General features: G+C 64.1%; 22 protein-coding genes. 11 read left to right on the top strand and 11 right to left on the bottom strand.

The window, feature by feature from the left end; all coding sequences use genetic code 11:
- Together GGR43_RS22160 and GGR43_RS22155 are read left to right on the top strand one after the other, a co-directional pair.
- The coding region (locus tag GGR43_RS22160) for an MFS transporter (RefSeq protein ID WP_246343984.1) at positions 1-1,357 on the top strand (1,357 nt) is incomplete at its 5' end.
- A 10-nt stretch (positions 1,358-1,367) separates the two neighbouring features.
- Entirely contained in the window at positions 1,368-1,934 is a 567-nt protein-coding gene (locus tag GGR43_RS22155) for a TetR/AcrR family transcriptional regulator (protein ID WP_008786762.1), read from the top strand.
- 19 nt (positions 1,935-1,953) lie between these two features.
- Here GGR43_RS22155 and GGR43_RS22150 read toward each other — a convergent pair whose 3' ends face one another.
- A complete protein-coding gene (locus GGR43_RS22150) occupies positions 1,954-2,205 on the bottom strand; it encodes a DUF6118 family protein (protein WP_243771132.1) in 252 nt (83 codons plus the stop codon).
- 281 nt (positions 2,206-2,486) lie between these two features.
- Here GGR43_RS22150 and GGR43_RS22145 point away from each other — a divergent pair, with 281 nt between their 5' ends.
- The 4 genes from GGR43_RS22145 to GGR43_RS22130 are packed head-to-tail and all read left to right on the top strand — an operon-like array spanning position 2,487 to position 4,946.
- Positions 2,487-3,635: a DNA cytosine methyltransferase gene (locus tag GGR43_RS22145; protein WP_099533773.1), complete on the top strand. Its 1,149-nt coding sequence runs from the start codon at positions 2,487-2,489 to the stop codon at positions 3,633-3,635.
- The gene (locus GGR43_RS22140) at positions 3,635-4,564 is read left to right on the top strand and encodes a DUF4928 family protein (RefSeq protein ID WP_099533775.1); all 930 of its coding nucleotides are present in this window, start codon (positions 3,635-3,637) and stop codon (positions 4,562-4,564) included. The genes GGR43_RS22145 and GGR43_RS22140 overlap by 1 nt, the downstream gene beginning before the upstream one ends.
- A complete protein-coding gene (locus GGR43_RS22135) occupies positions 4,561-4,737 on the top strand; it encodes a hypothetical protein (RefSeq protein WP_188073945.1) in 177 nt (58 codons plus the stop codon). Before GGR43_RS22140 ends, GGR43_RS22135 begins: the two co-directional genes overlap by 4 nt.
- A complete protein-coding gene (locus GGR43_RS22130) occupies positions 4,734-4,946 on the top strand; it encodes a hypothetical protein (protein ID WP_099533777.1) in 213 nt (70 codons plus the stop codon). Before GGR43_RS22135 ends, GGR43_RS22130 begins: the two co-directional genes overlap by 4 nt.
- 62 nt (positions 4,947-5,008) lie before the next feature.
- On the opposite strand, the gene GGR43_RS22125 is transcribed toward GGR43_RS22130, so the two are convergent.
- The 5 genes from GGR43_RS22125 to traA form a co-directional block, all read right to left on the bottom strand.
- Positions 5,009-5,347, bottom strand: a complete 339-nt coding sequence (locus GGR43_RS22125; protein WP_034008300.1) for a hypothetical protein — start codon at positions 5,345-5,347, stop codon at positions 5,009-5,011.
- A 96-nt stretch (positions 5,348-5,443) separates the two neighbouring features.
- Positions 5,444-6,349: a S1C family serine protease gene (locus GGR43_RS22120; RefSeq protein WP_099533779.1), complete on the bottom strand. Its 906-nt coding sequence runs from the start codon at positions 6,347-6,349 to the stop codon at positions 5,444-5,446.
- On the bottom strand, positions 6,346-6,567 hold the full coding sequence (locus GGR43_RS22115; RefSeq protein ID WP_099533781.1) for a hypothetical protein: 222 nt from the start codon (positions 6,565-6,567) through the stop codon (positions 6,346-6,348). The genes GGR43_RS22120 and GGR43_RS22115 overlap by 4 nt, the downstream gene beginning before the upstream one ends.
- A gap of 72 nt (positions 6,568-6,639) precedes the next feature.
- Entirely contained in the window at positions 6,640-7,029 is a 390-nt protein-coding gene (locus tag GGR43_RS22110; protein WP_096035842.1) for a hypothetical protein, read from the bottom strand.
- A gap of 92 nt (positions 7,030-7,121) precedes the next feature.
- Positions 7,122-10,457, bottom strand: coding sequence for a Ti-type conjugative transfer relaxase TraA (gene traA, locus GGR43_RS22105; RefSeq protein ID WP_099533783.1), 3,336 nt, complete (start codon positions 10,455-10,457; stop codon positions 7,122-7,124).
- Positions 10,458-10,649: 192 nt separating this feature from the next.
- On the opposite strand from traA, the gene GGR43_RS22100 reads away from it, so the two are divergent.
- Genes GGR43_RS22100 through GGR43_RS22085 form a run of 4 tightly spaced genes read left to right on the top strand, consistent with a single transcriptional unit; the run spans position 10,650 to position 14,119 of the window.
- The gene (locus tag GGR43_RS22100) at positions 10,650-10,901 is read left to right on the top strand and encodes a TraC family protein (protein ID WP_082380654.1); all 252 of its coding nucleotides are present in this window, start codon (positions 10,650-10,652) and stop codon (positions 10,899-10,901) included.
- A 22-nt stretch (positions 10,902-10,923) separates the two neighbouring features.
- Positions 10,924-11,145: a conjugal transfer protein TraD gene (locus GGR43_RS22095; RefSeq protein WP_021011916.1), complete on the top strand. Its 222-nt coding sequence runs from the start codon at positions 10,924-10,926 to the stop codon at positions 11,143-11,145.
- A 33-nt stretch (positions 11,146-11,178) separates the two neighbouring features.
- Positions 11,179-13,704 carry a type IV secretory system conjugative DNA transfer family protein gene (locus tag GGR43_RS23665; protein ID WP_103261209.1) on the top strand — a complete coding sequence of 842 codons (2,526 nt, stop codon included), beginning with the start codon at positions 11,179-11,181 and terminating at the stop codon, positions 13,702-13,704.
- A 10-nt stretch (positions 13,705-13,714) separates the two neighbouring features.
- Positions 13,715-14,119, top strand: coding sequence for a hypothetical protein (locus tag GGR43_RS22085; protein ID WP_099533788.1), 405 nt, complete (start codon positions 13,715-13,717; stop codon positions 14,117-14,119).
- A 134-nt stretch (positions 14,120-14,253) separates the two neighbouring features.
- Here the strand turns inward: GGR43_RS22085 and GGR43_RS22080 are convergent, their stop codons facing one another.
- The 5 genes from GGR43_RS22080 to GGR43_RS22060 all read right to left on the bottom strand — a co-directional run bounded on the left by GGR43_RS22080 (position 14,254) and on the right by GGR43_RS22060 (position 19,046).
- A complete protein-coding gene (locus GGR43_RS22080; protein ID WP_099533790.1) occupies positions 14,254-15,144 on the bottom strand; it encodes a DNA-binding protein in 891 nt (296 codons plus the stop codon).
- Between the two features lie 907 nt (positions 15,145-16,051).
- Positions 16,052-17,068 carry a replication protein RepA gene (locus tag GGR43_RS22075; RefSeq protein ID WP_099533763.1) on the bottom strand — a complete coding sequence of 339 codons (1,017 nt, stop codon included), beginning with the start codon at positions 17,066-17,068 and terminating at the stop codon, positions 16,052-16,054.
- Between the two features lie 63 nt (positions 17,069-17,131).
- Positions 17,132-17,401, bottom strand: a complete 270-nt coding sequence (locus tag GGR43_RS22070) for a ribbon-helix-helix domain-containing protein (protein WP_099533765.1) — start codon at positions 17,399-17,401, stop codon at positions 17,132-17,134.
- 14 nt (positions 17,402-17,415) lie between these two features.
- Entirely contained in the window at positions 17,416-18,075 is a 660-nt protein-coding gene (locus GGR43_RS22065) for an AAA family ATPase (protein WP_099533767.1), read from the bottom strand.
- Between the two features lie 122 nt (positions 18,076-18,197).
- Positions 18,198-19,046, bottom strand: coding sequence for a recombinase family protein (locus tag GGR43_RS22060; protein ID WP_099533769.1), 849 nt, complete (start codon positions 19,044-19,046; stop codon positions 18,198-18,200).
- A gap of 247 nt (positions 19,047-19,293) precedes the next feature.
- Between GGR43_RS22060 and GGR43_RS22055 the strand changes: the two genes are divergently transcribed.
- Complete coding sequence (locus GGR43_RS22055; protein ID WP_281392570.1) at positions 19,294-19,620, top strand: MFS transporter; 327 nt, start codon at positions 19,294-19,296, stop codon at positions 19,618-19,620.
- The last annotated feature ends 23 nt before the right edge of the window (positions 19,621-19,643 follow it).

The raw sequence follows: 19,643 nt of genomic DNA, 5'->3' as shown, positions 1-19,643 counted from the left end.
ACGAGATTGGAGGACAAGAGCGAGCCTGGTAGATCGCCATGTTCAATCTTTGTTCTTCAACATGGCCAAAATCGCAGCTTCGGGCCGACTGGGCCTGTTCGGTGTCGCGTCGATTGTGGCGGCCTATTCGCCTACAGCGGAAATCCTGATCGGGGCGCGGGCCTTTCTGGCGGTCGGCGCGGCGGCGATGATGCCCGCGACACTCGCCCTCATCCGCGTCACCTTCGAGGATGACCGGGAACGCAACATCGCCATTGCGATCTGGGGGTCGTTGTCGGTCGTCGGCGCTGCGCTCGGACCGATCATCGGCGGTTTTCTGCTCGGCCATTTCTGGTGGGGGTCGGTGTTCCTCATCAATGTGCCGGTAGTGGTCGCTGCCTTCATTTCGGCGCTGATCGTTGCGCCGAAGGTGGCCGGCGATGCGACCAAGCCTTGGGACGTGGTGTCGTCGTTTCAGGCATTGGTGGCGCTGTCGGCTTTTGTGATCGCGATCAAGGAATCTGCCCATGCCGGGCAGTCGTGGGCCGTCCCCGCTATTTCGCTGCTGGTTGCCATCCTCGCCGGAGCGCTGTTCGTCCGCCGGCAACTGCGCCTGCCGTTCCCGCTGCTCGACTTCTCGATCTTCCGCAATGCCGCGTTCACATCGGGCGTTCTAGCGGCCGCGTTCTCCCTGTTCGCCATCGGCGGTGTTGAGCTTGCTACGACGCAACGCTTCCAGCTCGTTGCGGGCTTCACGCCGCTGGAAGCCGGGATGCTGGTTTCGGCGGCGGCGCTCGGATCATTGCCGACTGCGCTGCTCGGTGGTGCATTCCTGCATCGTATTGGCCTACGTATCCTTATAGCTGGCGGGCTTGCGGCGGGATCGCTGGCGGTCCTGCTTGCGACATGGGGCATCACTCATGGCCTTGGCTGGCTGATCGCCGGTCTGGCGCTGACCGGTGCCGGCGTAGGTGCAACAATGTCGGTGGCATCAACGGCTATTGTGGGCAATGTGCCTGTGCATCGCGCCGGCATGGCGTCGTCGGTCGAGGAAGTGTCCTACGAGTTTGGCAGTCTGTTCGCTGTCACAATTCTCGGAAGTCTTTTGGCCTACCTCTATACGGTCAACGTCGTGTTCCCCGCCGGAACCTCGGAAGCGGCCCGCGACAGCATGGCGTCGGCGCTGGTCTTTGCCAACGAGGCGGGGGCCGATGGTGTTGTCGTGCGTCAAGCGGCAGGAATCGCATTCGACCACGCCTATACGGTCGTCATGTACGTGGCGGCGGGTGTTCTGGCCGTGGGTGCCCTGATCACCGGCATCCTGTTGCGGCGCTACGGTCCCGGCTCGCAATCGTCAGCCTATCCCACACAACACTAAGGAAGCCGACATGGCGAGAGCCAGCAAGCGCCTCGAAGTGCTTGAAGCCATTGTGAGCATCATCGAGCGTGACGGCCTCACCGCCGTCACCCTCGACGCCGTAGCGCTCGAAACCGGCATGACACGCGCCGGCCTTCTGTATCATTTCCCGTCGCGCGAAGCCCTGATCCTCGCCACCCATGAGCATCTGACTCGCTCATGGGAACAGGAGCTGGAAGCGAGCGCCGGCAACACCTCGGACAGGGCGACAGACGCCGAACGACACGCCGCCTACATCAACACCTGCGCAAGAGCTGCCCGGCGGGTCGAACTGCTGCTCATGCTGGAAAGCTCCGACAATCGGCAGCTTGGCGATCTGTGGCAACAGGTCATCGACCGCTGGGCACCTCCTGCGCCGATTGGAAACGACGCTGCCGAGTTGGACAGGTTCATTTCGCGCCTTGCCGCCGATGGGCTGTGGATTCACGAGGCGCTGTCGTCGCGCCCGCTCCCCGAGCAACTGCGCAAGCGTATCGCGGCGCGCCTCGTCGCGATGGCCGCCGGACCTGTTGAGGCGGAAGAAAACCTCCCGAAATAACTGGTGTCCCCCCACAACCCTACTGCGCCGGTGCTGCCGGCGCTTTCACGGTGATGGTGCATTGCTGATCTGAACCGGCCGTGCGCGCGGCCTCGGCGCATTGCCCGATCGCCTCGGCATTGTCGCGCACGAGCTGCGAGGAATCGGCCACGCCGCGCCAGCTTCGGGGATCGGCCACCCGCATCATGGTGACGCCGGCGTTCCATCGGTCCTGACCTATGACGGTCGCCGCAACATGGGTGTCGGCCGAGAAGGGCAGGAAACGCGGCAACAGCAAAATCAGGACTTATGCGACATTTACAATAAATACCTTGGCCTTGAGTCACGATGGCGCCACAATGGCGCCTATGAAAGCCGCCCGTAAAGATTCGCGTTCTAGTGCGCTGGAGCGCATCAATCTGCGCCTCCCTCCCGAGGTACTGAAAGCTATTGATGCCGAATGCTCGCGCCGGGCCGGCAGCGTATCGCGCAACACTTGGATTACCGAAGCCGTGACGGAACGCCTGGGGCGTCTCGCTTCGTCATCGCACCCGCAAGGTGCAGGGGGAGCCAATGGCTAATTTTTATGAATTTTTCGCCGGTGGCGGCATGGCCCGCGCTGGCCTTGGCCCCGACTGGCAATGCCTGCTCGCCAATGACTTCGACCCAAAGAAGGCGGCCAGCTACGCCGCGAATTGGGGCACCGATCATCTGCGCGTCGGCGACGTGGCCGCACTGACTACGGCCGACCTACCGGCCGGCGCTGACCTGGCTTGGGCCTCGTTCCCTTGCCAAGACCTTTCCCTAGCCGGTGCCGGTGCTGGCCTCAAAGGCGACCGCTCCGGCACTTTCTGGCCGTTCTGGCAGCTCATCAAAGCCCTGGGGGATGAAGATCGAGCGCCGCGCCTGGTGGTGCTGGAAAACGTATGCGGCGCCCTTAGCTCGCACGATGGCAAAGACTTTGCCGCGATCAGCTCGGCCCTGTCGAACAACGGCTATCGGTTCGGTGCCGTGGTCATTAACGCCGTTCATTTCCTGCCGCAGTCGCGGCCACGGCTGTTCATCATCGGCGTGCGCAAATCCTCGCCAATTCCTCGCGCCCTGGTCGCCAGCGGCCCGGAAGGGGAATGGCATCCGTCCGCGCTGGTCGAGGCTTACGGCAAGCTCTCGAAGCGTGCGCAAAGCTCTTGGGAATGGTGGCGCCTGCCGGCGCCTCCGGCCCGCACGTCGATCTTTGCCGACCTGGTGGAAGATAAGCCGCACGGCGTCACCTGGCACACGGCCGCCGAAACAAAGAAGCTGCTCGGCATGATGAACCCGCTAAACCTGGCGAAAGTTGAAGCCGCCAAGAAAGCCGGTGGCCGCCAGGTCGGCACGATCTACAAGCGCACCCGCGCCGATGGCCCGCACGGCGAGAAGGTGCAACGCGCCGAAATCCGTTTCGATGACGTGGCCGGTTGCCTGCGCACGCCTACCGGCGGTTCAAGCCGTCAAACCATCATGGTGATTGAGGGCAAGCGCGTTCGTTCGCGTCTGCTGTCGCCGCGTGAAGCGGCCCGCCTCATGGGCTTGCCGGACACCTACGCGCTGCCCAAGAATTACAACGATGCTTATCACCTGGCCGGCGATGGCGTGGCCGTGCCGGTCGTGCGCTTCCTGGCCGCACATATCCTAGAACCGCTGTTAGCGGCGGCCCTGGCGGTCGAGAAGAAGGCGGCGTAATGACGGACTTAGTAACGGCCCTGCGGGACTTCAACAAAGATCGGAAATTCAACCGCAAAGGCCCGCTGTGCGTTGCGCTGGTCGTCACGCAGCACGCCCGAAAGGGGCTGCCGCTCAACCCTGACGAGCTGCTGACCGAAGCCGGCGGCCAGGTTCTCGGCCTGGGCCGTGGCGCTGTGCAAGCGGTTCTGAACCGCCACGACATTACCCGCGTTTTAGCCGCTGAAGGCGGCCGCACCAGTCGCGGCAGCATCAGCAACATGCGCGAATATGTGGCCTTCCTCAACGGCCTGGCCGCCGCCGGTGCGGTCGATCTCGATGCCGTTGAAGCGTTCTGGATTGAGCGCGTGCATGAGTTCTTTTCGGCCAAGCCGTTCAAGATTCGCCTGGATGCCTCGCGCAGCCTGCGAACGCTGGTGCGCGACATGATCGCCCAAGCCGAAGAACGGCAACGCAACACGCCGGGGATGCAGTATGCCGGCGCGGTGCTGCAACACCTGGTAGGGGCCAAGCTCGATTGCGCCCTGGGTGCCGGCCAGTTCGATCACAACAGCTTTTCAACGTCTGACGCTCAATCGGGCCGCAATGGCGATTTCTTCATTGGTGATGTGGCTATCCATGTCACCACGGCGCCCGGCGAAGCGGTCATTGGACGTTGCCGCGACAACATCGACGACGGCCACCGGCCGATCATCGTTACGACGGCGCGGGGTCTGACGGTCGCCGAAGGGCTGGCCGAAAATGCCGGCCTGGGCGAACGCATCGACGTTTTCGAGGTTGAACAGTTCGTAGCCCTGAACCTCTACGAGCTGGGCAAGTTCGCTGCCGAAGGCCGGCGCGTGGCTGTGGGTGAAGTGGTGACGCGCTATAACGAGATTGTGGAAGAAGTCGAAACCGACCCAAGCCTGAAAATCGAATTTCGCCAATGAGCAATAAAGCCGCCACCATCAGCGCCGCCGTTCCTGCGGACGTGAAAGCCGAAGCGGCCGCCGTCGCGGAAGCGCACGGCATGAGCCTGGCCGCCCTGGTGCGCGAGCTGGTGGCCCGCGTGGCCGCCCGCGAAACTGAAACGCTGGCCTGGCTCGATGAGGCCCGCCGATGAGCCGCCCGCGCTACACGCTCGATGAGCTGCTGGCCGAAGCCGAAGCGTCTGGCGCGTACCCGCTGCCAGCAGAAGAACGGGAATGGGTCGATGCGCCCGCCGTTGGCCGCGAGTGGCCGGCCTGTGAAACGCTGGAAGGCGAGGGGCTGGCCAACATCGCCAGGAATGACGATGACGGCCGCGCCGGTGGATCTCATCGCCAGGAATGACGATGCAAGATCCAGACGTGAAAAGGGCGGCCAGTGGCCGCCCTTCTTGTTCCTGGTCGCCGTTACCGGCTCGCGTTCCAGTCTGCCATCTTCAACTGTGCCAGGGCTGATTCAGCGTGCAGCCTCTCCAATGCGGCCGCCTCGCGGGCGCGAAGGGTGGCAAGCGATACCGCCAGCAGCTCGCGCCGCTCGGCCGACAAGCCGGGTTCGCGTAGCTCGGCCTCGATGCTGTCCATTGTGTTCTGCGCCCGGCTCGCCGTGACCTGGTAGGCGTCATAAGCCGCCTGGACGGGGGCCATGATCGAGAAGCGGGCCGCGTCGGCATCCTGGCCGGCGTGCGCGGTCGAAGCCATCAGAAGGGCGGCCACGGCCGCCAGAGGGAAGGAATTGCGAAGTTTCATAGCTGTTGCTCCAAAGGTTGGGGTTCATCGGAACGCCGGCGGCGTCCGGTATCGACCTGGGCGCAAGCGCCCGGCCTTCGAGTTTCTGGAAGGCTTTTACCGGCTGCGCTCGATCAGCTCCGTTGCCACGGCCAGCGCCGTGCCGATCGGCACGGCCTGGGTAAAGGCGGCATCGGAATGGCTGACCACGCCGACCGCTTCACCTCTCGCACTGACGACAAGCCCGCCCGAGTTGCCGCCAGTCACGGGCGCGTCGATCTGCAAGGCTTCATCAGCGGAAAACCGGGCGCTTTCTGCATACCGGCTCACAATGCCCGCGCTCACACTGAACCCACGGCCGCCAGGTGCGCCGATGGTCAATACCGGCTGGCCCTGAATCGGCATGGCTCCCGTCTTGATCGGCTGGCCGGGTTCGCTGACGCGCAACACGCCCACGTCGCGCCGTAGGTCAAGGCCGATCAGCTCGGCATCCAGCCAGCGCCCGGCGGCCGTCTGCACGCGATAGCCGCTCTTGCCGTCGATGACGTGGGCGGCGGTGAGGACATAGCGGCCATCTGCGATAAACGCGCCGCTGCCGATGGTCTGCCAGTGGCGCGGCTCCTGGTCGCGGCTTTTCAGCCAGAAGCGGACAGCGCCAAGGGTGGCCGTCGCCGGGTTGGATTGAACGCCAGGAACAAGCCAGACGCGGCTTTCATTGTCCGGCCTGGTGACAAAGGGCAGGGCGGCCACATTCACGGCGGACGGGATGACCTGGGGAATGATGCGCGGCCAGTCGGCGGCATCCGGCACGCCGTCGCCCTGGCCTCGCAAGGCGGCGGCGGTGATGCCTTCCGCAATGCTCCGGCTCCGGGCTGAATAGGCGTCGTTGTCGTGCTCGGCGAAGCGATAAAGGGCGTTCGCGTTCGCCTCGGTCGTGGCGACGGTATAGCCCGCCACGGTCAAGGATGCGCCCGCCAGGATGTAGGCCGCCAGGGCGGCACGTCGCCAGGTCTGCGCCTTCATCGTGCGCCCTCCTTACCATCGGCCGGCGGCTGGATGGTGCCGTCCATGATGGCATCGCGCACGGCGACATCACCGGAATTGAGCCAACCGGCGTGCGTCCGGTAGGCGTGCCAGAACATGCCGCCGGTGCCGATCAGGACGGCCAGCGAAAGGGCAAAGGTAATCCGATATTTCGTTAGGTCGCGGCGGGTGCCGCCGGTAACATTGCAAGTAGCCATGATTTCACCTCTATGTCAGGTGGGTTGTGGTCAGGTGTCCAGGCGGGTTGCCGCCTTCCTGGGCACCGCTTTTTAGCGGCTGAAACTGCGGGACTGCTCCCGGTCGCGTGCCGCCTTTTCCTTGAACCGTTCGGCGATTTCCCGCGCCCTGGCTTGCTTCACCTGGTCGCCGTTCTCGTTGTCCCGGTTCAATTCCTTTGCCAGCGTCTTTGCCTGCTGGCCGTTGATCTCGTTGCGGTCGTTGCGCTGCTCGGCGCTGTCCTGGTTCTGCGCGTCCAGCTCGAAGCCCTGGGCCTGCTTGGCCTGCGGCTGCTCGGCCTCGATGTTCTGCGACGCCAGCGCGGCCGCCTGGCCGTGCCGCTCTAGCCGCTCCTGGTCTTTCGCCTCGCGGCGCTCCTGGGCCTGCTCGATCTTCGTTGCATAGCTCTTGGCAAGTTCTTCGTTCGTCGGTTCGGTGCTCATCGTCTTTCCTCCTGGCGTAAAACCCCTATTGCTCGTTTAAGGATACTACAAAAACCGTCAAAACAAGTTCTTTTAATATCCAAATAAATCATTTACCGGCTATAACCGTCGCGCTGCCTGGACTGCTCGCGGTCACGCTGCGCCGCCCTGGGGTCGCGGGCGTAACGCTCGGCAAGCTCGTTCTGCATCTTGTCCAGCTCGACCGCCCGGCGCTGTTCTGGCATGGCGTTGAACCGCTCGATGCGCTCGCGCAGCTCGCCGGGCAATGCCTGCCACTTCGACGGGCTGCGGTCGGTGAAACCGGCAATGTTGTTGCGGCGGCCAGCGGCCAGCGTCTTAAACCGGCTGACTTCCTGGCGTGCCTGCCCCTCGGCAACCTTGCGGGCCTGTTCGCTGACCTGGACGGGTGCCGGGCGCTCCGGCTCGGCCTTGGCCTGGCCCTGCTGCGCCAGGCCCGCAAAGGCCCGCTGCTGGCCTTCCTGCATGATCGCCGCCGAATGGTGCCGGGGGTCTTTCCCGGCCGCCTGGAACTCCTGGGCGACGGCAAGCTGTGCGCGTGCCACGTCCAGCGCCAGGCCACCGCCTGCGGCTTCGGCCCGCTCGATGCCGGCGCGGAATCCGGCCAGCGGGTCGGGTGCCGGGCGCTCCGCCTGGGGCCGCTGCTGCGGCGCTGCCACCTCGCCGCGTTCCTGGCTGACCTGCTGCCGGAACTTCGCCGCGATTTCGGCCGCCCGGCGCTTCTTCTCGTCCTCTGGCGTGCGCTCGATCTGCTCCGGCCGCTGCATGGTCGGCTTGCCTGCAATGTCGGTCGCGGGCATGAGGTCGGGGCGGCCGTGGCGTTCCAGATTGCGGCGCAGGGCATCGCGCATCTTCCCGGCCAGTGCCGACACCTTGGCGCGGCCACGTTCCAGCCAGCGGCGCACCACGCTTTCACCGTCGAAGCCGCGCCGGTCGGCAAAGTCCAGCGTGCTTTCTTTCGGGCGCTCACGGCCCAGCACCTGGGCCAGCTTCCCGGCGGCCAGCTCGGCCGCGCCGCGAACGTGCCAGGTGTTGCGCTCGGCGGTCGTGCCGTCCGGCAGGCGCACGGTTTCAGAGCCGCCATGCTCCAAGCCGATACGGTCGCCGCGCTTCGCGCCGCTGGATGCAATGGCGCGTTCAAGATCGACGCCCCAAATGGTGTGCCGCTCGCCCTTGTCGTTCTCCAAGGTGGCAAAGTAGCTGGCCCGGTTCTCCGGCTTGTTCTCGTAGGGCGCTGCGCCATGATCGACCAGGCGGCCGGCGCGGCGGTCGGTGAAGTCGTCGGCTCCTGCAAACAGGGTCGCCGCCTCGCGGTGCCGGGTCATGCCGACATAGGCAAGGCTCCTATCCATGCCGGGGGTCGCCAGCAGGTAAGCCCTATCGACGGTGACGCCCTGGGCCTTGTGAATCGTGACGGCGTAACCGTGATCGACGGCGGCATATTGGGACGCCTGCACCTGCCGCGCTTCGCCGCTGTCCAGACGCACGGCCAGGCTTCCATCTTCGGCACGCTCGACGGTGCCAAGGGTGCCGTTCTTCACGCCTAGATCACGGTCATTTTTCAGGAACACAATGCGGTCGCCTGGGGCAAATTCCCTGCCTCCACGCTCGGCCATAAAGCGGGCCGTGCCGCGCAGCTCGCCGCGTTCCTTGCGGGCCTCGCGCACGGCTTCATTGAGCGCCTGAACGTCCTTATTGCTGTGGGCAAGGATGATCTGGCTACCCTTGCCCTGATCGCCGACATAGGCGGCCGCCAGGCCGTCGCGTGCAGCGTCCCGGCTGTCGTGAATCTGGACGTGTCCGCGCTCGGCGTAGGCCGCCAGGCCATCGGCCACGGAACCACGGGCAAACTGCTGGCCCGCCTCCCGCGCCCATGCCTCTTTCTGGCGTCTAACCTCGGTGATTTCTGCCGCGCCAACATGCTGCACAACGCCCCGGAAAGCCGCGCCCGCCTCGATGGCGGCAAGCTGCTTATCGTCGCCAAGCAAGACCACTTTTGCCCCGGCCTGCTCGGCGGATTTCAGAACGCGGCCAAGCTGGCGACTGCCGATCATCCCCGCTTCGTCGATCACCAGAACGTCGCGGCTGGTGAGTTTGTCTTTTCCGTTCTTCCAAGCAAATTCAAGGCTGGCAAGCGTCCGGCTGTCGATGCCGCTGCCCGCCTGCAATTCGTCGGCGGCTTTGCCCGCCAAGGCTGCGCCGCGCACGTTCAAGCCCTGCGCCTGCCACGCCTCGCGGGCTACCTTCATGCTGAAAGATTTACCCGTTCCAGCATCGCCGATGACTACGGCCAGGCTGCCCGGTTTGAGGACGTGCCGGACGGCGTTTTGCTGCTCGGTCGATAGGGTGCCAGCGCCATCAATGGCGGCGTTCGTGATCGGGCTAGAAACACCATGCCGCCCTGCCTGTGCCAGACGCTCGGCGCTGTCCACCATGCCGCGCTCGGTGTCGATCATTTCGCGGGTGGAGAACTTCGCCGGCTCGCGCCCACTGGCCGGTTCCATCTCGACCAGAAGCGGCGAATTTTCCAGCCTGGTAAGCAAGCCCTGGAACTGGTCGGCGTCGTCAATGTAGCGGTTCAGCTCGGCGGCAATATCGCGGCGTGTGAAAACGGCCTGCGTTGCCGTGATCTTGTCTAGGATGATCTCCGGGCGCTCGGTGATTTGCTGCGCCTGTTCCTGCCGGTCGGCGTTGTGAATGTCGATGCGGTCGGCGTCCAGTCCGCGCCTATCCATCGCCACGGCATCGCGGCCTATGTGCTTGGTCGGCGTGAGTTCCACGCCTTGATCTGCATAGCTCCGATGATCTACGCGGGCGCTGATTTCGGCACGCTCTAGCGCCTCGTTTGTCAGCTCGGCCCATTGCCTGCGAATATCGGTAATGTCGCCCTGGCTTGTGCCGGGAATGCCCGCCTTCTGCCTGTCCTTGTTTGCCAGCTCAATGACGGCCTTTGCGCCTAGCGTTCCATCCTCGCCAATGGTGCGCGTAGTCGCCAGCATATGAACGTGAAAATTCCGGTCGTCGCCGTCCTTGTCGGGCGCGTGAATGCAAACATCCACGGCCACGCCGTAGCGGTCGGCGATGGCCTGCCCCATGCGCGTTGCCAGCTCTTTACGGTCGGCGTCGTTCAGCTCATGCGGCAGGGCCGCCCGCCACTCGCGGGCCACTCGCGCATCTTTGCGCTTCTCTGCGGCCTCGGCGGCATTCCACAAGGCGGCACGCTCGGGAACTGGCACGCCTTCGGGCGTGACGATCTCCGACGAAAGAACGCCGCCCTTCCGGGTGAAGTCGAACGCTTCCCCGGTGCGCTCATCTACCAGCGACGACGCGGAACGATAGGCGGCAGCGGCCACGGCGCTATGCCCGGCTGCCCGTCCTATCGTGTGCGTGTTTAGGTGGTAGATCGCCATTTTTTCCCTTGGCGTTTTAGCCGCTAAAAGGGGTGCAGGGGTATCCCCTGCCGGACAAGGGTTGCGCAGCAACCCGTAAGTGCGCATTTCGCTTCCGCTCCATGACTATACCAGCGCCGTGCCTTCCCCGCCAGCCTCGCCGGTGGTAAGATCGTGTGCGCATAACCCACAATCTCGAAAGGAGCTGTAACGATGGCACGCAAAACCCTATCCGAACGCAAGGCCGACAAGCTGGCCGAACTGAACCGCATCAAGTCAGAACTGGCCGATCTGGAAAACAAGGCAGCCGAGAAAATCGGCAAGATTGCCATTGCCGCCGGTCTTGGTGATCTCGAAATAGATGATGCTCAACTGCGGAAGGAGTTTGAGGCTATCGCCTCAAAATTTCGCAAAAGCGAAGGCAAGCAAGCTGCTTCGGTGGCGGCAACGCCTAGCGCAGATTGAACGCAACTTAGGACGCTTGCGGATGAACGCCAGGAGAGAAGATGCACGCCGGAAAATCCAGCTAGGCGGCTTGGTCATCAAGTCCGGTATGGCGGACTATCCGGCATCCGTGATCTTGGGCGCTTTAACCCTAGCGGCTGGTGCGCTCAAAGGGCCGAACGCTGACGCCACAAAGGCGCGTTTTGAAGCGGCTGGCGATGAGGCTTTTTCCGATGATGGAGAGGACGGCGGCAACCGTTCCTAGCCGTCAATTTGTGACCTGACATAGAGGTGAAACATGATGGACGTGAAAGATTTACTTTCGAGAATGTGGGCCGCCGTGGTGGCGGTGTTTTTCGGGGTGTTCGTGTTGTCGTTGGCAAACACGGCGCACGCTCGCGTTTTCCCCGAATGCAACCCGGCAGCAGAGGCCGCGAAGTTCTACGGCGCGGAAGATGTAGATGCCTGGGTGAAGCGCGTTTGTGACGCGCAGGAAACGGCTTTCCAGACTTGGGAAACAAACCTGCAAAAGCTCGACATTGGGCAGCAAGATTTGTCGATGGCGACGAACGCCGGGAATTGGCAAGCCTACCGGGACAAGTGGGCCGAATTGCTGCCGGTGTTGAAGGAACTGGAAGCCGCTGCGGTGGCGAACCGGAACGCACCAGGCGCGGCAAATATCCTGAGCCTGTATCGCAACGATTTGGGCCTTTTCTTACAGAATTCGGGCCTTGCCTCGGCGGGTAGCCTGGACGATTTCAGCGCCCGGATTCTGGCGGGCCTGGACGGCGAACGGCCAGCGGCGGCGGCTACGGCTGGCGTCAATGTGGTTCAGCAGTCGGTGACGCGGGGCATTGAGTTCGGCAAGGGCGTTGGCACGGCAGAAGCCGATAAGGTGCTGGCCGAATATCGCGGCCAAATGGAACAGCGCACGGCGGAACGCATGGAACAGCTCGGCGGCTCGACAATGGGCGGCTATTTCGGCGGCTTCGGCACGCGCATCAAGGCCGCTTTCGGTGGCTGGTTGTTCTACCTGGTAACGGTCTGCTTTATCGGTGCCTGGATGGCGCACAAGCGCCGACAAAACCCGGTCACGGTCGGCACGGCCGTTGGCCTGGCCTTCCTCGTTCCATCGGTCGGCATGTTGCTTCTGCTCGTGTTCGCGCCGTTCATTCCGGGCTGGTTCATCCTCGCCGCGACGGTCGCCGGAACGGTGGCAACGTATCTGAACGCGGGCCGGGTGTTCGGCTGGCTGGCTGGCGTGGTTGGTGCCGAATCTCCGACCGGGAAACGGCTGCGCATCCTTGGCGGGACAATCGAAAACCTGCGCGGCCAGGTGCAGCCCTCCGGGCCGGTCGCGGCCGCCGGTGCTGCGGCCGCTGCGGTCGATAACAGCAGCACGCATCCGCTTGGTTCGCACGGCTCGGCACGATGGGGAACGGTCGATGAAATCCGCCAGGGCGGCCACCTGGTCGCGCCCGGCAAGCCGGGCGGTTTTGCCCTGGGCCGCGTGCCTGACGCGCTGGCCGGCATGGATGCCCGTTTCCGCTTCGTCGGCCATGTCGTGACGGTCGCCCCTACCGGCTCCGGCAAGGGCATTGGCGCGGTGATTCCGAACCTCTTGGACTATCCCGGCTCGGCCCTGGTGCTGGACGTGAAAGGCGAAAACGCGGCCGTGACGGCCCGCGCCCGGCGGGCGCTCGGCCAGGCGGTCTATTCGGTCGATCCGTTCGCGGTGAATGGCGACGGCGGCGCGGCCTTCAACGTGCTTGACCGGCTCGACGTGTGGAACCCGGATTGTGTGAGTGAATCGGCCATCCTGGCCGATGCCCTGGTGATCGCTGAGAGCAAGGGCGATGCCGTGCATTTCGATGAATCGGCAAAGAACTTCCTGCAAGGCTTGATGCTGCACGTTGCCGGGCTGGATGACGCGGAACGCCGGAACCTGGGCGAACTGCGGCGGCTGCTGACGGCGGGGGAATCGGAGTTCTTCGACGTGTTGGGCGCAATGGCGGCCGACGATACGGCGGCCTTCGGCATCCCGGCCAGGGCGGCAAATACGCTCATGGGCATGGCTGACAAAGAGCGCGGTTCGGTGCTTTCGACGGCACGCCGGAACACGGCATTTCTGGATGACCCACGCATTGCGGCCGCGCTGTCGCGCTCTGACTTCGATCTGTCGGAAATCAAGGCCACGGCCATGACGGTTTATCTTGTCATGCCCGCCAATCGCATCGGGCCTAATGCCCGCTTCCTGCGCCTGTTCATCAGCTCGGTAATTGCGGCCATCACGTCCAGCAACGTGCAGCCCGCGCACCGTGTCGCCTTCCTGCTCGATGAGTTCGGCCAGCTCGGCTACATGAAACAGATTGAGGATGCCGTTTCACTGCTGCGCGGCTACGGCCTGGCCTTCTGGGTGTTCATTCAAGACCTGTCGCAGCTCAAAGGCACCTATCCCAAGTGGCAAACCTTCCTGGCGAACAGCGCAAAGTCGTTCTTTGGCACGGACGATTACGACACGGCCAAATACATCAGCGACAGCCTGGGCAAAGCCACGATTGAGTTTGAGACGGAAAACACCGGCAAGAACAGCGGCAGCGGCCTATCAGGCGGCGGCGGCTCGATGAACCGGGGCAAGAGCACCGGCACAAGCCAGCAATTCACCGGGCGCGAACTGCTGACGCCGGATGAAGTCATGCGCCTGGGGCCAGAGCATCCGATTGTCCTGGTGCGCGGGGAACGCCCCTACCTGCTCGACCGGCTGAACTACTTGGCCGATTCCGAATATGCCGGGCGCTTCGATGCGAATCCCTACCATAGCTGAGGGATGACGTATGGCGTTCATCATCGCGGCGGTTCTCGGTGTCATCGCCCTGGCGTGGTTCCTGCGGCGGCTGTTCCCTGCCCTGTTCGCGGCGGTGTTCGTCCTGTTCGCGCCGGTGTGGCTGGTCGGCGGTGCGCTGCTCGATCTGCTGCGCCGGCCGCTGGCCTTCCTGCGGCCGGTCGGCCTCGCCCTGGCCCGCCTGGTCGGCTTCGTCCTGGTGCTGCCGCTGCTGCCCTTCATCTTCGTCTGGTCGTTCTTCGCGGAACTGTGGCGACAGTTCCGGCCGTCGAAGGCCAGCGCCCCGGCACCGGCCGGGGTCAAGCCGCCTACGCCGATGCAGGCCGCCACAAAGCGCACGGCGGACGTGATCGACCTGGCCGCCTGGCGGCGGCACAACGATGGCAATGCAGAGTGAAGAAAGCGGCCTTTAATATTCAAAGGATATTTTTTAGCCGCTAAAGCGCCCCTCAAATGTCAACATCAAGGCCGGGAAACGCATCAGCATTCCCGGCCTTTTCGTTCGGCCATATCTTGACACTTGGGGGGCACTCACTCGCCGCCGGGATTCTTCCTGGTCGGCTTGGCTTCGGCTGGCGTGATACGCGCCAGCAGCGCGGCGGATTGCTCTTTGAGCGTGTCGATTTGCCCGGCCATGCGTGCGGCTTCCTCGCGTGCCTGCCCGGCGGCTTTCGTGGCCTGGTCGCGTTCGGCCTGGGCGGCGGTAAGGCGTTCGGCGATGCGGTGCGCTTCGGCTGCTGCGGCCTTGCGTTGTTCCTGGTGCGCGTCCTGGTCGGCTTCGGCCTTGGCCTGCACCTTCGCCAGCTCGCCGCGCACCTGGTCGAGTTGGGCGGCGGCGGCCTGGCTGGTCTGGTGCGCCCTGTCCAGCTCCGTGCGCAGCTCACCGGCGCGGCGCTCGATCTCCTGGGCGCGTGCCTCGGCCGTGTGTGCCTGTTCCTGGGCGGCGGCCAACTGGCCGCGCAGCTCGGCGGCTTCGCCGCGTGCGGCCGCTTCGGCGGCCTCGATGGACGCCAGGCGGGATTGCAGGGCTTCCAGCTCGCCGGCCTGACGCTCGAAAGCCTCGGCCAGCTCTTGCCGCATGGCGTCTTGCTCTACCCGCTCGGTTTCCCATGCGGCCTGTGCGCTGCGCAGGGATTCGTTCGCCAGCTCCTGCGCCTGTTGCCAGATCGCCGCTACGGCCGCGCTGCTGGCCTGCTGCACGGATTCCGGCACGGCCACGGCCACCGGCGCGGCCTGGGCCGTCTGCGCCCTGCGCCATTCCTTCATCACGGCACTGGCGGCGTTCATATCCACGCGGGCGGCACGGCGCACGGCATCGACCGTGGGCATGGTCTGGCGGCCCGACTGCTCGAAAAGATCGGCGGCGGCGGCAATGATGCGCTCGCGCACGTCGGCGGGGATTTGGGGGGCTTGCTGCGTCATGGCCTTGGCTCCGGTGGATAAGATAAGAATAATAATACTATTCTTCTTATTATTATGCAAGCGGTTATTTTCGCCCAGTTCTTGGGGTCGGCCCGGCCGGGAGCGCGTGACGGTCGAAAATCGGCCCTGTGTGGCCCGTGGCGGCGTTTTCTAGGGTCGGCGGCACCTATCCCCTACCCTCGCCATCTTTCGCGCCTCCTGCGCGTCCCTGTGCGGCCTGGGCGCATTGCTTGGCGGTCGTCATCGTCGGATGTGGCGATGCTGGCCAGCTCGATAGCCTGGCGGCCCTTCTTTCTTGGCGTTCAACCTTGCGGCCTTCCAGCTCGCGCAGGTGTTCGAGTTGAGCGCAGGCGGTCGGCCTGCCTGCTTTTCACTGCTAAACCGCTTTTGACGGCCTTTCAGCGGGCGCGGTGCTGGATGTGGGCGCAGGCGGTGGAACTGGCACCGGCGCGGCGTGCCGCGCCTGGTAGATGCCTGGCCGCAGGCCAGCCATTTGATAGGCCGACGCGAAGCGGCGGGGCGAAGGGAGCGAAGCGACCGGAGGGCAGGCGCGCCCGTAGGGCGTTGCGGTGGTTCGGTTCGCGCTGTCGGTCGGTTTTTTCCACAGATTTGGCCTGCCAATTACAGGCAAGTATTTATAGGAAAAACTTAAAGGCTTAACCGTACCGGTTTAGGGGGGGTCTGATCTAACGACCCTGGGGGGGTCTGATCTATCGGAGAAAACAGGGGGTGGGGGGGTCTGATCTATCGGGGTGGGGGGGTCTGATCTAACGTGGATAAGTGCGGCTATCCACAGGATTTATCCCCAGATTGGACGCCAAGAGGGGGCATCGGCCAGAAACGACGCGGCCGCCTCGATCTCGGGCGGCCGGTGTGCTGCGTGTGGGGGGGTCTGATCTATCGGAGTTTAGCTAAACTTCCCGCCGCTCTTAGGGGCAATGGGCGGCGGGGAGCCAAGCAACAGCAGGCCACCAGTGACGGGCTTCACCTTCGCTTGCGGATAGACGGTCAGCACCTTCTTGAGTGCCGGCACAAACTTCTTCTTGAAGTCCTTGTCTGCATCCTTCCCGGTGTATTCCTGGGCGAACTGCTCCCGCAGGGACTTCCAGTGCAGCGTTACGCCCCTGCCCTCGATGCGGTGCAGTCGGTGGGCCAGCCAGGTGTAAACGTCCAGCGCAAGCGCGGAACCTTTCAGGGCCATCAGGGCGCGATTGTCCAGCGGGACGGCGCTATCCATCAGCGAGTTGAAATAGCCCTCTGATAGAACCATCGTGCCGGGCCAAAGTGATTTCTGCTGCGCGTCGCCATTCGCCAGCCAGGCATCGAACTGTTCGACGGGTTGGCCGTTGTAGGTGCGCCCCTTGAATCCAAGTTGCAGGCGGCAAGCGGCCAGGGCGTGCATTTGACGGCGCAAGGTGGTGTAACGCGCTCCCTGGTCATCCATGCCCATGAGCCGCAAGAACTCGGCCGCGCTGTCACCGATGGGGATTTCCCGCGTGTTGTCTCGCTTGGCGTAGCTGGACACCCAGGCAAGCGCCAGGCGCGGCATGACGCCATAGGGGATAGGTTGCAGCACCGGCCCCTTTCCTTCGTCCAGATAGCCGGCCTGCACATTGACCCAGGCAGCGCCGGACTGGCGCATGAACTCGCGCCCTTCGACTTTTGAGCGCGGCAAACCGACCTGGCACAGCACGGCATGGGTGAAAGCCATGTCCTCGCCGCTCGGCGGGTTGGTGGCGATCTCTGCGCCGGCCTCGATCAGCTTCTGGTCTTGCTCGGTCAGGATGATGCCGGCCGGGGTGATCTTGGCCCCGGCGCGGGGCTTCCTGGTCTTGGCCTCTGCCTTGGCCTGCGCCTTCACGATCAGGCCGCCCAAAATGTCGCCGATCTGTTGCGCCTCCTGTCCATCCCGCTTCTTGTTCATGGTGCCTGCCTTTAGCCGCTAAAAATGTCTTTGGATATTAAATGAACCTTCTTGAAAGGTTGTTTAGCTCTGGAAAATATTGCCTTCCAATGCGTTGAAAATCGCCATGTTGATGATCGCGGCACGGGCCTGGCCGGTGCGCTTGGCGACTTCATCGACCTTACGCAGCAGCTCGGGCGATATGGTCAAGGTGATCTGCCGCTTGTTGCCCTTGGCAATGCCCTTCTCATAGACGGCGGCCGGGGTGGCCTCGGTCTTAGCGTCGGGTGCGCCCTGGATGAAAGCATCTTCTGCCGCTGCGGGGCCGGTCTTGGGTTTGCGCTGGATTGCCATTTCTAAAGCTCCTGTTACGCGATTTTTTGGATATTAAAGAGCGATGCAACTAGGCTATCAAGCTCGGCTATTGCTTTCGGGTCGCGTGGGGCCAGCTCGGCCACGGCCAGGCCAGCGCCGCCGGCGTTGCTGAACGCCTTGCGGCGGCGGATGGGCGTCGGCAGATACTCGAATTGCGGAACCTCCGCCACGGCGGCGGCCGCGTCGGCGTTGTCGGCCGAATGCTCGCCGGGGTCGGCCTGGTTCATCACGGCATAGCAGCGCAGGCCGTCGCGCACGCTGCGGGCCTCATCGACCAGCGCGGCCATATCGTCCAGCGCCCACACGTCATAGGAACGCGGCGCGAATGGCACCAGCAGAACATCGGACAAGACCAGCGCGGCCCGTAGCGCGGTCGAGTCGCGGCCGCCGGCGTCAATGATGATGTCTTGCCACTTGTCCCGCTGTTGTTGCACTTGGCCGCGCAAGGCCGGGCCGTCCGCATACTGGGCGCACGCGATGCCGGGCTGGCGGCCAGCTTCGGCCCGTGCCGCGATAGCGGCGGCGGCGGTTCCCTGCCGGTCGCCGTCGATCAGCCACACGTCACGCCCGGCCAGGGCGCGGGCAATGGCGATCTGAACCGCAAGGGTTGTCTTGCCTACGCCGCCCTTGGTGTTGCCTACGGTAATAATCACATAGCACCTCAAAAGGATATTAACTTACAGTGCCACATTGTGCCGCCCTGACGCGATGGCGTCAATAGGTTTAGGGCATCTTTTGAAGGTTCTTTTAATATCCATAAAAGCGCCTTTAGCCGCTAAATTTTGCGCCGCCGTTCCCGCTCCTGGTCGGCCAGCTCGCCGGGCCAGCTCGCCAGCTCGTCATCGGGGAGGGCGGCCAGGATTTGCGGCAGGCTCTGCGTTCGATACGGCGGCGGCGGCAGATCATCGGCCGGGCCTTCGTCATCAAGGAATGCCGGGCCTTCTTCCTGGCGTTCATCATCGACGGCCGCCAGGGCGTCGGCCTCGCTCAATGCGTCCTCGGCGAACGCACCACGTCGGCGGGCCTCGGTCTTTGTCACTTCCTCGCCACGCGCCAGCGCCCGGTAAAGGGTCGAACGATGCACGGCCAGCAGCTCGGCCGCTTCCTTCACCGTCCGGCCGTCACGGTCGATCAGCTCGCGGGCGTGCTCGATCTGCGCCGGGGTGAGGGTAGGGCGCGGGCCGAACTTCACGCCTCGGGCCTTGGCCGCTTCCCGGCCGTTCCTGGTGCGGTCGATGATTAGGGAACGCTCGAACTCGGCGATGCCGGCAAACACGGTCAGAACCATGCGCCCGGCCGGGGTGGTGGTGTCGGCCCACGGCTCGGCCAGGCTGCGCAAGCCCGCGCCGGCCGCCTGGATACGCTCGGCAATGTCCAGCAGGTCGCGGGTGCTGCGGGCCAAGCGGTCAAGCCTGGTCACGGTCACAACGTCGCCAGGGCGCAAGTGATCGAGCACGCGGGCCAGCTCGGGCCTGTCGCGCCTGGTGCCGGTGATCTTCTCGGCAAAGATGCGCGTGCAGCCTGCGGCGTGCAGCTCGGCGCGTTGGTTGGTCAAGTCCTGGTCGTCGGTGCTGACGCGGGCATATCCCAGCAGTAGGCCAGCGGCGGCGCTCTTGTCTTTCATGGCGTAATGTCTCCGGTTCTAGTCGCAGGTATTCTATTTCATGCAACTAAAACACGCGACACAAAACGCCAGGGAAAGGGCAGGGCGGCAAGCTGTCGCACAACTTAGGAATTTCGCGACAAATTGATCGCGCCCCGGAATGCGAAGCCCCGCTGTCGGCCATTGTCTGAAGTTCCTCACGGGCAGGCGCTTGATACTTTACTAACTTGTCTGTAAAGTTTGGCTACTCTCACTGAATGGTGCTATCATGCCTGCCGCCCACTCGAACCGCTGGGTTCTTCTGGTGACCGTCGCCGCCGGTCTCCTGCTTATCGTTCTGGACAATTCGGTCCTCTACACGGCCCTGCCTACCCTGACGCGCGAGCTTGGCGCGACGGCAACGCAAGGGTTGTGGATCATCAACGCATACCCCCTCGTCATGGCCGGCCTGCTGCTCGGCACCGGGACGCTGGGTGACAGGATCGGTCACCGGCGCATGTTCCTCATCGGCCTCGTGCTGTTCGGCCCAGTCGGCCCGAAGCTGCGATTTTGGTCATCTTGGAGAACACGTCGGGAACGGGCTGGTTGTTGTTGACGATCGCCCATGCGAGGAACGAC

Source organism: Sphingobium jiangsuense (assembly GCF_014196495.1).
GTDB classification, from domain to species: domain Bacteria; phylum Pseudomonadota; class Alphaproteobacteria; order Sphingomonadales; family Sphingomonadaceae; genus Sphingobium; species Sphingobium jiangsuense.
Note: the sequence above shows the minus strand (reverse complement) of the source record. Positions and strands in the feature narration are given on the sequence as shown.

Coding starts and splice junctions, on each gene's coding strand:
- GGR43_RS22155 (WP_008786762.1), top strand. CDS start 1,368: ATGGCGAGAGCCAGCAAGCGCCTCGAAGTGCTTGAAGCCATTGTGAGC.
- GGR43_RS22145 (WP_099533773.1), top strand. CDS start 2,487: ATGGCTAATTTTTATGAATTTTTCGCCGGTGGCGGCATGGCCCGCGCT.
- GGR43_RS22140 (WP_099533775.1), top strand. CDS start 3,635: ATGACGGACTTAGTAACGGCCCTGCGGGACTTCAACAAAGATCGGAAA.
- GGR43_RS22135 (WP_188073945.1), top strand. CDS start 4,561: ATGAGCAATAAAGCCGCCACCATCAGCGCCGCCGTTCCTGCGGACGTG.
- GGR43_RS22130 (WP_099533777.1), top strand. CDS start 4,734: ATGAGCCGCCCGCGCTACACGCTCGATGAGCTGCTGGCCGAAGCCGAA.
- GGR43_RS22125 (WP_034008300.1), bottom strand. CDS start 5,347: ATGAAACTTCGCAATTCCTTCCCTCTGGCGGCCGTGGCCGCCCTTCTG.
- GGR43_RS22120 (WP_099533779.1), bottom strand. CDS start 6,349: ATGAAGGCGCAGACCTGGCGACGTGCCGCCCTGGCGGCCTACATCCTG.
- GGR43_RS22115 (WP_099533781.1), bottom strand. CDS start 6,567: ATGGCTACTTGCAATGTTACCGGCGGCACCCGCCGCGACCTAACGAAA.
- GGR43_RS22110 (WP_096035842.1), bottom strand. CDS start 7,029: ATGAGCACCGAACCGACGAACGAAGAACTTGCCAAGAGCTATGCAACG.
- traA (WP_099533783.1), bottom strand. CDS start 10,457: ATGGCGATCTACCACCTAAACACGCACACGATAGGACGGGCAGCCGGG.
- GGR43_RS22100 (WP_082380654.1), top strand. CDS start 10,650: ATGGCACGCAAAACCCTATCCGAACGCAAGGCCGACAAGCTGGCCGAA.
- GGR43_RS22095 (WP_021011916.1), top strand. CDS start 10,924: ATGAACGCCAGGAGAGAAGATGCACGCCGGAAAATCCAGCTAGGCGGC.
- GGR43_RS23665 (WP_103261209.1), top strand. CDS start 11,179: ATGATGGACGTGAAAGATTTACTTTCGAGAATGTGGGCCGCCGTGGTG.
- GGR43_RS22085 (WP_099533788.1), top strand. CDS start 13,715: ATGGCGTTCATCATCGCGGCGGTTCTCGGTGTCATCGCCCTGGCGTGG.
- GGR43_RS22080 (WP_099533790.1), bottom strand. CDS start 15,144: ATGACGCAGCAAGCCCCCCAAATCCCCGCCGACGTGCGCGAGCGCATC.
- GGR43_RS22075 (WP_099533763.1), bottom strand. CDS start 17,068: ATGAACAAGAAGCGGGATGGACAGGAGGCGCAACAGATCGGCGACATT.
- GGR43_RS22070 (WP_099533765.1), bottom strand. CDS start 17,401: ATGGCAATCCAGCGCAAACCCAAGACCGGCCCCGCAGCGGCAGAAGAT.
- GGR43_RS22060 (WP_099533769.1), bottom strand. CDS start 19,046: ATGAAAGACAAGAGCGCCGCCGCTGGCCTACTGCTGGGATATGCCCGC.
- GGR43_RS22055 (WP_281392570.1), top strand. CDS start 19,294: ATGCCTGCCGCCCACTCGAACCGCTGGGTTCTTCTGGTGACCGTCGCC.